Here is a 12,229-nt window from a genome sequence, read left to right as displayed (position 1 = left end):
CAGGGCCTTGGAGAGGAAGATCCATGAAACTGTACTTCAGCCGAAACTTGAATCCACGGGTCGCCGTCGCCGTGGCGCGCCACCTCGATGCGCCCGTGGAATACGTCCACGCGGCTCCTCTCGACCCGTCACAGCGGGAGAAGTTTCGAGCGCTGAACCCGAACCTGCGCGTGCCCATCCTGGTCGAGGGGGACCAGTCGCTCTGGGAGACAGACGCGATCGCGTGCCGCCTCTCGCAGCTCACGGGCTCGGACTTCTGGCGCACGGGCACCGCGCAACCGGAGATGATCCGCTGGTTGAGCTGGGGCACGCACAACTTCGTCGCCGCGTGCGACAAGGTCCATTTCGAGCGGGTGACGAAGCAGCGCTACGGGCTCGGTCCCATCCGCGACGACCTCGTGGCGGAGGGGCTTTCGGGGTTTGCCGAAGCGGCGACGCTGCTCGAACAGGTCCTGAGCGGCAGGGACTGGCTCGTCGGGAGCGCGGCTTCGTATGCAGACTTTCGCGTGGCGTCGGTGCTTCCGTTCGCGGATCTCGCCGGCCTGCCGCTTTCGGACTACCCGCGCGTCGCGGCCTGGCACGCGCGCCTGTGGCAGCTCGACGCCTGGCGCGATCCGTTCGCGGGGCTCGATGCCCCGGAGCTCCCGGAGGTTCCGCGCTTCGATGCCGCCGGTCGGCGCGGGTGAGCAGGTCAGCCGTGGGCGACCAGCCATCGCCATGGGCGCGACCCCTCGCCGCTCTCGCCGGGGTCGACGCCGTCGCTGGATGATGTCTCGAGCGCCGAACGAGCTCCCCGACACGAGCTCATCGTGTCTTCGCGACCACGGCGAGAAGGGTGTCGAGATCGATCGGCTTCTTGAGCAGCGCACACACGTCCAGGGTGGCTGCTCTGGCTTCCAGTGAGTCGACGCCCGACAGGATCGCCACCGGGATGTCCGCCAGCGCGGGCTCCCGTCGCTTGAGCGCGAGAAACTCCCAGCCGTTGATCTCCGGCATCATGAGGTCGAGCAGGATGATGCTCGGGCGGAGGCCGCGGCGGAGCAGATCCAGCGCCACCGCGCCGTTCTCCGCGCAGACGACCTCGTAGCCGCATGCCTGCAAGAGCTCTTCCACGACGGAGCGAAACCCGCCGTCGTCATCGACGATCATGACACCGTCGTGATGATCATCCTGCGGGCTCATCGGGACCTCCAGCCGGCAGAGACACCTCGGTCGGCAGAGCGTGGCAGCGCCGGCGCAGGGGGAGCTCCACGATGAAGGCAGCCCCCGCGCCGAGCTCGCTCTCGACCCGGATCGAGCCATCATGGGCGTTCACGATCCGGCGGCTGATGTACAGCCCCAGGCCGAGGCCGCCGTAGTGCTGCGCCGAGACGCCTCGCTCGAAGCGCTCGAAGATGTACGGCGCGCAGCTCGCATCGATCCCGATGCCGCGATCGGCGACGACCAGCCTGGCCACCTCGCCCTCGGCCGCGACGCTGATCTCGATCGGCTTGCCCCTCCCATACTTGATGGCGTTCAGCACCAGGTTCGTCACCACCTGCTCCAGACGGGCCCTGTCCCACATGCCCACCACGGGCGCGTCCGCCCGCCAACTCACCGCACTTCCTGCCTGCTTCAGCTCCACGTCGAAGTGCTCCACGACCTCCTGCGAAAGCGCCCGGAGATCGACGTCTCCCAGCTTCAGATCGAGCTTGTCTGCCTGGATCCGAGCCACGTCGAGCAGATCCTCGATGAGCCTGACGAGCCGCTGGCACTGCCGCTCGGCCATCCTGGCCAGCTTCGTCGCGCCGGCGGGGAGCGTCGTCGCCTCGCGCATCAAGCCTTGCACGGCGAGCTTCAGGCCCGCGATGGGGGTATAGAGCTCATGTGAGGCGATCGACAGGAAGTCGTCGCGCATCCGCACCGCTGCTTCGGCGGCGGTCCGAGCCCTCTGCTCGTGCTCCAGGACCAGGGCGCGCTCCGCCTCGATCTTCTTCCGCTCCGTGATGTCCGTGGAGATGCCGCCCACCGCGTACGGGACGCCGGCGACGTCGCGCAGAGGGAACTTGATGGTGAGATAGGTGTGCACGCCGTCGTCCTCGGGCATCACCTCTTCGTCTTTCAGCGCCGTCCCGGCGAGGAGCGCCCGCCGGTCGAACGCGCGAAGCGCCTCGGCGTGCTCCCGAGAGAACACGTCATCGTCGCGCTTGCCCACGATGGCCTCGCGAGCGACGCCGAACAGCTCCTCGAAGCGGCGGTTGACGAGGAGGTAGCGCCCCTCGATGTCCTTGACGGCGACGATGGCCGTCGAGCTGTCGATGATGGCGCGCAGGAGCTCCTGGCTCGTGCGCAACGCCTCCTCCGCGCACCTGCACTCCTCCGCGACCTTCCGCAGCGCCGCCTCCGTCCGCTCGTGCTCGGCGATCTTCTGCCTGAGCTGGGCGTTGGCATGGCGCAGGTCGGCGGTGCGCTCGGCGACCTGCTGCTCCAGCCGCTCTTTTGCCCGGGCCTCTTCTGTCAGGCGAGCATCGAGGGCGAAGATGGATTTCAAGTCCATCTCGATCACGTCGCGACACTGCTGCATGAGCGCCTGGTAGGCCTTGCTGTAATGGTTCGCGCGGTCATCCAGCACGCAGATGGTTCCGAAGATATCCCCCGTGGGCCAGGTGATCGGGAAGCCGAGATAGGATATCAACCCGAGCTCGATGTCCGGATTCGACTTCCACTGCTCGTCTTTCAGGGCGTCCGGGATCAGCAGCGGCGTTCGGGTCTTCATCACGCTCTCGCAGTAGAGCCCGGAGCCGAGGCGCGCTCGTTCGTTGGGCGCGAAAGGGTTCCCCTTCGACTCGCTGGAGACGCAGACGACCATCTCCGGCGGCTCGATTCTCATGATCAGAGCGGCCGGGACGCGCAGGATCTCCGCGAGGAGATCGGTCATCTCCTGCCACTTGCGAGCGATGTCCGTCGGGATGTCGGTCGCGACCGTGCTCGACTGGGTTGTTCGGCCGCTCCCCGGCGGAGGGCTCTTCGTCCCGAGATCGTCCGTACGTTGCTCCGGCGGGCAGCCCGAGGCGGCCTTATGCGGCCCGAGGCCCGGGCGCTCAGCGCGCGCGGGCTCGCCCGGCCCCGGGTGGCGGGCATGGTCGACAACGAGCGCGCCTGGCTCCGTTTGATCGTCGGGTCCGGTACGCATGCTCCCCCACGATGACGAATCGTGCGAAGGGCCATCGGATTGTCAAGCAATCCACAATCACGTTCACCGACCCCCCCAGCGATCCGGCAGGCAACGTACGCGCCCCGGACCTGGTGACGTCACGCCGGCCGGCCCGTCGCCGCTCGGGCGAGCGCGGCGCGACGTGGAGCTCCCGTCGCGCCGCGCCTCCGCTCAGGCGGAAGGCACGACGGTGATCTCTCCGGTCGTGTACAGCGCGGAGGTATCCCAGGCGAGCCCGGGGGCGAGCGGCAGGGCGATGTGCACGTCAGCGAAGGTCCCTGTGAGCTCTCCGCTCCAGCCGAGCAGGGCGACGGTGTCCCCGGCCTGGAACGGCGCCGTGTCGCCTGCCGGGACCACCTTCAGCACACCATCGAGGCTCACGTCCCCGTCCACGACCAGGAGCGGCGCGGCGCCCGGGCCCGCGACGGTGGCGCTCAGCGTGGCGCTCGGGCCCTGGCTGTAATCTCCGGCCACGTCCGTCGAGGTGTAGACCTCACCCACGGCGAGCGCGCCGGCCTGCATATTGGCGAGATCGCCGACGAAGCTGCCAGTGCTCAGGCGGCCGCCGGCGAAGTCGAAGTCGCGCGCCTGGATCTCGATCGCGCCCGCGACGAGCTCCCCGCGCGTGAGGCGCACGATGGGCTCCGGGCCAGGCGTTCCGCCTTCGAACAAGGGCGTGATCCGGAGGAGGCCGCCAATGCTGACCTCGCCTCGCCCGTCGACGAGGAGCGACGGGGAAATCGAGAAGGTCGCGTAGATCGTCACATCGCCGCTGTTGCGCCATGACGCGTAGGGCTCGTTCACCCGGACGAACCCGTAGCCGTACGTGGAGCGGATCTCCGTGTCTTCCGTCACGAGGGTTCCATAAGCGCCGACCGTGAGCTCGCCATGGCCGGCGGCCCCGACGCGCAGCAGCCCCTCGTTGGTCCAGGTGGCGTCCCAGCCCCTCACGATCGCCGAGCTCGCGAAGTTGTAGGGCCCGCCGGGGCGGCTCTCGATCTGCGCGTTCGCGGTGAAGAGCTGGGCCCCCTGCTCGATGCGCAGCCTCGCGCCGCCGTTCGCGCCCACGACGAACTCGCCCGTGTTGACCCACCTCGTCGCGGAGCCCGTGACGTTCACGTCGCCCTGGCAGATCTGGCACGTCGCGATGAATACGTTGTTCGAGAAGAAGCTCCCTCCCTGCTTGATCTCGAGGACGCTGAGCTCCTCCGAGCGGCCGATGTACGCGTTCGTCTGGCTCGTCAGGGAGGCGTCGTACCCCTCGACGAGCACGTATCCGAAGGCCGAATAGCCGCGCACGCCGAGCACGAGGTCGTCGGTGGTCACCTGGGCGCCCCGTTTCACGAGGAGCGAGCCGGACGCCCCGGTGCGAAGCCCGAGCGCGAGCTGCCCATGGTTGATCCACCGCGAACCGTATCCGATGACCTGGACCCTGCCGCTCGAGTAGGGGACCGCCGCCACCGAGGCGCCGGCGCTGATCAACGTCCCCTGGTGGCTGACGATCACCTCTCCCATGGGCTCCTCAGCGTTGAGCGCGCTGCCGACCAGCAGCGCATTCGCCCCGAGATCCCACGGGTCGCCCGGGTCAACGACAGCGGGCGTCACACTCCCCGAGACGGACACGCCGGCATAGGCCGGCCCGGCCGCGCCCATCGAAGCTGCCACGAGCACTACCGAGAAAACGGTTCGAGCTTGTTGATTCATGCGCTGCACCTCTCCATGAGAAAATTCGCCTCACACTAAACTTCCCCTCGCCACCAACGTGCCCCTGAAACGGAATTCTGTGAATTACATTACACATCCCCGTATCAGAGACGCTATCGCCCGTTCTGATCCGCTTGCAGGGGATCAGGTCATCGTTTTCGAGGTGCGAAGGCAGGTTTTGAGGTGAGAGAGTACACAGGATCATTCAAAAGAAAAATCCGCCCGAGGCTCCTCGCTTCAGGAGGACCGACCGCCCCGACGTTTGAGGCGAGAGCCCCTCAGGAGGACGTCCATCGGTGCGAGCACAGGGCGCCCTCTCGAACCAGGTCCCTGACGGCGTGATGGATCTCTTTGAGAGCGGCAGCGAGGACGAGGCTGCCACCTCGCCGGAGCGAGCATGGCAGCGCGGCGCTCATGGCTTGAAGAACGAGGGGTCAAACACCTGCCCCAGCACCGCTCTTCCGATCGTCGAAAGAAGCTGGTCGTCGTTGTCGTGCCGCAGGTAGAACGTGCGATCGCGGAGGACGCGCTCCACGGGGCTCGGGCGGATCAGCGAGCGGGCTCCGCAGGCGCGGATGGCGTGGTCCACCGTCTCCGCCGCGAGGTGCTCGATGACGTGCCGCGCGCGGACCCCCGCGAGCTGCGCGTCGGCGAGGCGCGCCTCGTCCCAGAGCGAGGCGACGTGGCGTAGCCAGAGCTGCGCGGTATCGAGGTTCACCGCCATGCGCGCGACGCGCTGCTGCACATAGGGATCGCCCCCTTTGCCTTGCGACGTGATGCACTCGATCGCATCGTCATAGGCCGCCTCCGCCGCGCCGAGGAAGCTCGACGCGTAATGGGGCGTGAACGCCGTCTGCCACCCCTCGCGGAGATACTGCCCCGGCGCCCCGATCAGGTTCGCCTCCGGGATGAACGTACGGTCGAACTTCACGAGGTGGCTCACGGTCGCACGCATGCCGACAGGATCCCACCATGAGCCGTCGAAGGTGACCGAGCCATCGCTGAGCTCGCACGCGAGCAGGAGCAGCGCCTCCGGCGAGCCCTGCGCGTGCCTCGCGCCGCCGGGCCCAGCGCTGTTCACGAGCAGGATCGCCCACTCGACCCCGCCCGCGCTCGTGGAGAAGACCTTGAGCGGTCGACGATCCATCCGCCCGGGGCGCGCTCGACGTGGGTGCCGAACCGCGCCTTCTCTCCAGGGGGCCGGAGATTGCGGCTCACCGCTCCACGCGACCCATTTCTCGCCTCGGCGCACGACGCCCTCGAACCACCGCTCCTTCTGGGCAAGGTTCGCCATCGCGTCGAGCAGCACCATCGAGTTCGCGTGGCCCTCGCAGCAGCGCGCGAGCGACAGATCGGCCTTCGCGAGCTCCTTGGTCATCATCCACAGGGTGAGCGCGTCGCCGCCGCGCGGCCCGAGCCCGAGCCCGCCGTACCCTACCGGCACCGCCGCCGCGAGCAGGCCTTCGCGGGACAGATCCTCGAAATCCTCCGCCGGGAAGGCCGCCGCGCGGTCATAGCGGCCCGCGCGCGGAGCGAAGCGCTCACTGGCGAGGGCGTGGACGCGTTCGACGAGCGCCTGCCTTTCCGGAGGGAGCTTGAACACCGACAACTCGATTTCCTCTCCTCCCCTCACGCGGTCGCCTGCCGTCGCTCCGCTGCCTCGTCGGCAGGCTCGTTGCCATGGCCGTCGAGGAACTCGCGCGCCGACTCGGCCGCCATGAGCCGCCCGGTCATCAGGCGGAACTGGCGGCGTGCCTCGACGAGGAGCACCTCTCGACCATCGATCACCGTATGACCCAGCGCCTCTGCGGCACGAACGAGCGGCGTCGGCGCGGCCCCTACCACCAGATCCGCGACGATAGCCCCCCTCGCCAGCCCTCGAACATCGAAGGAGAACTTGCCATCGTGGCCCGCGCACGGTGTCGCATTGACCACGATGGCGTAGTCGCCCACCGCGAAGTCAGCGAGCGGCGCGAACGGCAGGCCCAAGGGGGACGCCGCGAAGCGGCCACGCTCGAGGCCCCGGTTCACGAGCGTCACCTCCGCGCCGGCTCGATGGCCGGCGGCGCCGTGAGCTCCTCGCCGGAGCGCGAGGGCGGCCTCGTCAGCGTGGCGATCAGGGTGACTTCAGGCACGATGTCGCGCACTTGCATAGGCATTCTCGTTCAATGGACGGGGCGACAGCTACGGCGCGCATCCTCTCTTCTCCGAGGGCATGGTCCCTGACCACATGCAGCTCGAACCTCATCGCGCGAGACGCGAGAGCGCACGCGCCCCCCTACTTCACTTCCGCCCCATTCGCTTGCTCCCTACACGCCTAACTGTCCATTGCGTTACCTCGATCGTGTGACGCCGTCGCGCCTCGGCCCGAAGCGATGCATGGCGTGTGCCAGGGCGCGTCAGACCCCATGATGGCAAAGGTGCGCTGGAGGAGCGGGGGAGCTGCTCATAAGGACGTTCGTAGCCGTGACAATCGCTGAGGGTTACGCCGCTGCTCCTCGCAGGCGAGCTCCTCCATGGTTTCGCCGGCCAAAGCGGCCTGGCGATCGAGCCGCTGTCGTTCCTGAGGAGAATGTCTCGTAGCTGGGCGTGCCCGGGTGCGACCCGAGCAATCCGGCGTTCAACGTCGCGCGTCAGTTTCGACGCGAGCGCGAACATCGCGGGACGGGGGTCGCAGAGCCAGGGAGGGGTCGATCCGCGTTTTCGTGGAGGCCGGATGAATACGTGGCTCATGTCGAGCAACGAAGCGGTCATGGCCGAGCACATTGCGCGTCGTGGTTGGCGCCTCACGGGTCGCACCCGAGCAGCATCCGCACTGACCATCACGGCCCTGGTTGGCCTCGCCGCGTGCGAGCCCATCGGACGCGGCGGGGGTAGCGGCGGTGCAGGAGGCACAGACGGCAGCGGCGGCTCTCCGGGGGCGAGCAGCAGCAGCGTCACAGAGGGTGCGGGAGGATCAAACGACGGCGGCGCGCCTGGCACCGGCGGCGACGACGACACACCCGGCACCGGCACCGGCGGCGACGGCGGCGCGCCTGGCACCGGCGGCGACGGCGGCGCGCCTGGCACCGGCGGCGGCAGCGGCTCGACCGGTGGCGGCGGCTCGCCGGGCACATGTGTGCCGGGCTCGGTCGTCGCCTGCTACACCGGTCCTGCTGGGACGAAGGGCGTCGGGCGCTGCGCTTCCGGGACGCAGACCTGCCGCCCCGACGGCTTCGGCTACGACGCGTGCGCAGGCGAGGTGACACCCGCTCGAGAGCGCTGCGCCACGCCGGCGGACGAGAGCTGCGACGGCGAGCCCCATTGCGCTCAGCCGCCGGCCTGGGCGCGGGGCTTCGGCGGCCCTGGCATCGACGAGGGCTTCGCCGTCGCGAGCGACGCCTCGGGCAACTACTACGTCTCGGGCACCTTCACAGGAACCGTCGACTTCGGCACCGGCCCCGTGACCAGCGCCGGAGGGACGGACATCATCTTTATCAAGTTCGATCCCTCGGGCGCGGTACTCTGGAGCAAGCGCATCGGGACCGATCTCGACGAGCGGGGGGGCGCCGTGGCCGTCGACGAGAACGGCAACGTCTTCCTCACCGGCGTGTACATGGACTCTTACGGGCAGCCGAGCATCGATCTGGGCGGGTGTGCCCTCCCCCTCCCAGACATCGCCCCGTTGGTATCCTTCTTCGTGGCCCAATTCGATCCCGACGGCAATCACATCTGGAGCAATGGTCCCTACGCGTTTCCGGCGGTGCACTCCGTCGAGCAGATCGCCGTCGATGCTCGCGGCGATATGTATGTCGTGTACCTCCAGTGGGAGCGCGCCCACCTCATGAAGATCGACGCCGCGAGCAAGAACCACCTCTGGATAGAGACGTTACCAGGAGGTTACGTCCGCGACGCGCGGCTCGCGCTCGACAGCGCCGGCAACCCCGTGGCGGTGGTGACCCACGGCTTAGGCTTCGAGGGCATTGCAACCAGGTTCGTGGTCTCCAAGTACACTCCGACCGGCGAGCCGCTCTGGGTGCAACATTTCGAATCCAGCGCGAACCCTGTGTTCGGCGGCGGCGTGACGGCGCACGCGGTGGCGATTGATGCGGCGGACGAGATGCTCGTGACGGGCACGACGGATGGATCCATCGACTTCGGCAGCGGGACCCTCCCCGCCGGCTCCGTCCTCCTCAAGCTGGGTGCCGCGGGCGAGCCCATCTTCAGCCGCTCGGTCCGCTTCGGCGACAGGATCGCGCTGGATCGCGCCGGCGACATCGTCGTCGCCGGACGCGGCCTTGCGAAGCTCGACGCGAGCGGGACGGAGCTCTGGTCGATCGACTTCGATGCAGATGCGAAGGATATCTCCCTGTCCCCGAACGGCGCGATCGCCGTCACCGGTCTCGCGCGTGGCCCCGTGGACTTCGGGACCGGCCCGATTCCCTATGAAGGTTCCAACGACGCCTACGTCGCCGTCTTCAATCCGCCGGCAAGCGGCGGCGATGACGACAGCAGCGGCGGAGCAGGATCGAGCGGTGACGGCGGCGGCGACCCGCCAGCGACGTGCGTGCCAGGCTCGGTCGTCGCATGTTACACCGGCCCCGCCGGGACCCGGGGCGTCGGGCGCTGCGCTCCTGGCACGCAGACATGCCTCCCCGAGGGTGCTGGGTATGGGCCCTGCATCGGCGAGGTGACGCCCGCCGCAGAGGTCTGCGTGACACCGGAGGACGAGAGCTGCGACGGCGAGCCCCATTGCCCTCCACAGCCACCATGGTCGCGGGGATACGGCGGCGCCGGCGCCGACGTCGGCTGGTCCATCGCGAGCGACGCCGCAGGCAACTACTACGTCATCGGCACCTTCGAAGGTACCGTCGACTTCGGCGCCGGCCCGCTGACCAGCGCAGGTGAGACGGACGTGTTCCTCCTCAAGCTCGATCCCGCCGGCGCGTTGCTCTGGAGCAAGCGCTTCGGCAGCGACTTGGCGGAGACCGGCCGCACCCTCGCCGTCGATGGAAATGGCAATGTGTTGCTAGCCGGCATATACTGGCAAGGAATGTCGGCCGTGAGCTTCGGCGGCTGCGCGCTCCAGGCGTCGGGCTGGGAAGAAGCGATCTTCGTCGCCAAGCTCGACCCCGAGGGGAATCACATCTGGAGCCAGAGATCCGTCGCGTCAGACCGGTTCGGTTACAAGCTCTTCGGGCAGCTCGCCGTCGACGCCCTCGGGAGTGCCTATGTGGCGTTTGCCCCGCTCTTGAACCCGTCGACTCCCTCCCTGGCGAAGCTGGATCCCGCAGGAAACATCCTCTGGAGTCAACCGCTCGCGACGGCAATCCCGTCCCACAACGACTACCAGCACCAAAGCGACAACGTTCTTCTCGCGGTCGACAGCGCCGGCAATGTGATCACGACGAGCGCGTCCATCTCCGGTCAGCCGTCCTGCCCCTGCCCTCACGAGTTCACCGTCCAGAAGCGCACCCCGGCCGGCGGCGTGGTCTGGAGCCGCCAGTTCGGCCCCTCGGATCCCTCCGAGGCGGAACTCGGAGCGTCGGCCCTCGCGCTGGCGGTCACCGCCGAAGACGAGATCCTCCTGACGGCCTACACCGACGGGACCGTCGACGTCGGCGGCGGCGTGCTCCCCGAGGGCTCGGTGCTCGTCAAGCTGGACGCCGCGGGCGAGCATGTCTTCAGCCGCTCGATCCCGTTCGGCAATGCGATCGCCCTGGATGGCTCCGGCGGCATCGTCATCGCCGGCGACGGGCTCTCCAGGCTCGACGCGGGCGGGACGGCGCTCTGGACGAGCAGCTTCGACGCAAGCGCGAACGACATCGCCGTCTCTCCGAACGGTACGATCGCCATCACCGGCGCTGCCGAGGGACCGACGGACTTCGGGACCGGGCCGATCCCCCACGCGGCCGGCGCCGATGTCTTCGTCGCCACGATGAGTCCCTGAGCGCCCCATGGGCAATCCTCCCGCGCGGACGGCTGCTCATTGCACCATGCTCACCGGCAAGGGCTCGCCTTCGCGCGCGAGGTAGACAGTGGCGGTCAGCTCGCCCCTCGCGTCGGGCATCGGCGGCGAGGCGAAGAAGCCGGCGTTCCAGATCCGGGAGCCGGGGGTCATGAAGGCCCCCTGGACGAAGCGCCGGTAGCTCTCGAAGTCGGTGTGGCTCGTCTCGATACGGCACATGCTGTCGTGGCAGTCGACGTTGCGCAGCGCCGATGACTCGGGCAGCACCGCGGCGATGCGGGAGCTGACCGTGCGGCTCGCCTCCGAGGTCCAGGCGGGGTCGGGGCGCTCGGACGCGAACACCGTGTCGAGCTCGCTCTTCATCTCCGCGGGCTCGAGCGTGGGGCGGGGCGGCTCGTCCTGCGCGTCGCTCCCGGGCGACGCCTCGTCCTCATCATCCTGCCCCGGCTCCGGAGCGAGCGGAGCCGTCTGCTGCGCGAGCACGGGCGCGGCCGCGGTCAGAAAGACCTTGCTCGGCGGGCGATCTTGCGCCGCCTCCACCGACACGGAAAGCGATTGCATCTCGGTGCGGAGGCCCGCGAGCTGCTGCTCGTGCCGGCGTTCGCTCATCACGTTGAGCCCGGCGGCGGCCCCGACGAGCACGACGAATGTGACGATGACATGACCGTTCTTCATGGCTGTCTCCAGAGCAAGTGTCGCTCGCTGCGGGACGGCCCGGGGAGGCTCGCTCCCGGGGCCGGCCGTCGTGCTCAGTACGTCACTGTGGTGATGCGGCCGTTGGGCGTGATGTCGCACGCCAGGTAGGACGACCCGTTGGCGGTGTGATAGCTCGTCACGTTGATCTGCTGAAACACGTTGACGGAGGTGAGCGACTTCGCCGCATAGAGATCCCAGACGTAGCCGTCCCAGCTCGTGCCGATGGCGCGGCAGCTCACGTCGCTGCTGAGGTTGAAGGCAACGCCGCCCACCGAGAAGTTGGTCCAGCCGGCGTGGTCCACGACGGCGGGGACGAGCCAGGCACGCGGGCCAGCGCAGCCGGTAGAGCCGTTGTTGTAGATGTTGCCCCAGTACTCCGAGAAGCACGCGCGATCGGACGCCACGATGGTGGTCCCGGCGCTGGCGGTCGTCGTCCTGGCGGCGGCGGGCGCGGCGACAGCACCGGCGGCCACGGCGGCCACGGCGGCGAGGAGGAAGCTCTTGAAGGTGGTGCTCATGTGAAGAGTTCTCCGGAGGGCGACTGTTGTTTGTCGGGAACGGCGCCCTCTGTCCGCGCCCGCAGCCGCGTTTTGCAGCGCCCGTGCCGCGGGCTTCCGGGAGCGCGGGAGGCTTGGATTCGTGGTGCTCGGCGTGACTGGCAGTCTCCGTGGGCGAGCGAGTTGTCGCGC

General features: G+C 68.6%; 9 protein-coding genes. 2 read left to right on the top strand and 7 right to left on the bottom strand.

Annotated features, from left to right (window positions below):
• The first annotated feature begins 23 nt into the window (after positions 1-23).
• Positions 24-686, top strand: coding sequence for a glutathione S-transferase family protein (locus WME82_RS06815; protein ID WP_437744684.1), 663 nt, complete (start codon positions 24-26; stop codon positions 684-686).
• Between the two features lie 118 nt (positions 687-804).
• Here WME82_RS06815 and WME82_RS06810 read toward each other — a convergent pair whose 3' ends face one another.
• From WME82_RS06810 to WME82_RS06790, 5 genes are all read right to left on the bottom strand, one after another.
• The gene (locus tag WME82_RS06810; RefSeq protein ID WP_437744683.1) at positions 805-1,182 is read right to left on the bottom strand and encodes a response regulator; all 378 of its coding nucleotides are present in this window, start codon (positions 1,180-1,182) and stop codon (positions 805-807) included.
• On the bottom strand, positions 1,166-3,172 hold the full coding sequence (locus WME82_RS06805) for a sensor histidine kinase (RefSeq protein ID WP_438042153.1): 2,007 nt from the start codon (positions 3,170-3,172) through the stop codon (positions 1,166-1,168). The genes WME82_RS06810 and WME82_RS06805 overlap by 17 nt, the downstream gene beginning before the upstream one ends.
• Positions 3,173-3,364: 192 nt before the next feature.
• On the bottom strand, positions 3,365-4,858 hold the full coding sequence (locus WME82_RS06800) for a hypothetical protein (RefSeq protein ID WP_438042152.1): 1,494 nt from the start codon (positions 4,856-4,858) through the stop codon (positions 3,365-3,367).
• Between the two features lie 451 nt (positions 4,859-5,309).
• Complete coding sequence (locus tag WME82_RS06795; protein WP_438042151.1) at positions 5,310-6,500, bottom strand: acyl-CoA dehydrogenase family protein; 1,191 nt, start codon at positions 6,498-6,500, stop codon at positions 5,310-5,312.
• Positions 6,501-6,526: 26 nt separating this feature from the next.
• Entirely contained in the window at positions 6,527-6,928 is a 402-nt protein-coding gene (locus tag WME82_RS06790) for a hypothetical protein (protein WP_438042150.1), read from the bottom strand.
• 685 nt (positions 6,929-7,613) lie between these two features.
• Between WME82_RS06790 and WME82_RS06785 the strand changes: the two genes are divergently transcribed.
• Positions 7,614-10,826 carry a hypothetical protein gene (locus WME82_RS06785; protein WP_438042149.1) on the top strand — a complete coding sequence of 1,071 codons (3,213 nt, stop codon included), beginning with the start codon at positions 7,614-7,616 and terminating at the stop codon, positions 10,824-10,826.
• Between the two features lie 36 nt (positions 10,827-10,862).
• Here WME82_RS06785 and WME82_RS06780 read toward each other — a convergent pair whose 3' ends face one another.
• Positions 10,863-11,519 (bottom strand): hypothetical protein, encoded by a 657-nt coding sequence (locus tag WME82_RS06780; RefSeq protein ID WP_438042148.1) that lies wholly within the window; start codon positions 11,517-11,519, stop codon positions 10,863-10,865.
• A gap of 74 nt (positions 11,520-11,593) precedes the next feature.
• Entirely contained in the window at positions 11,594-12,058 is a 465-nt protein-coding gene (locus WME82_RS06775) for a hypothetical protein (protein ID WP_438042147.1), read from the bottom strand.
• Between the last annotated feature and the right edge of the window lie 171 nt (positions 12,059-12,229).

Origin of the sequence: Sorangium sp. So ce128 (genome assembly GCF_051525245.1) — a bacterium.
Taxonomy (GTDB): domain Bacteria; phylum Myxococcota_A; class Polyangia; order Polyangiales; family Polyangiaceae; genus Sorangium; species Sorangium cellulosum_B.
The sequence above is the reverse complement of the archived record's forward strand: the minus strand, read 5'-3'. Positions and strand labels throughout refer to the sequence as shown.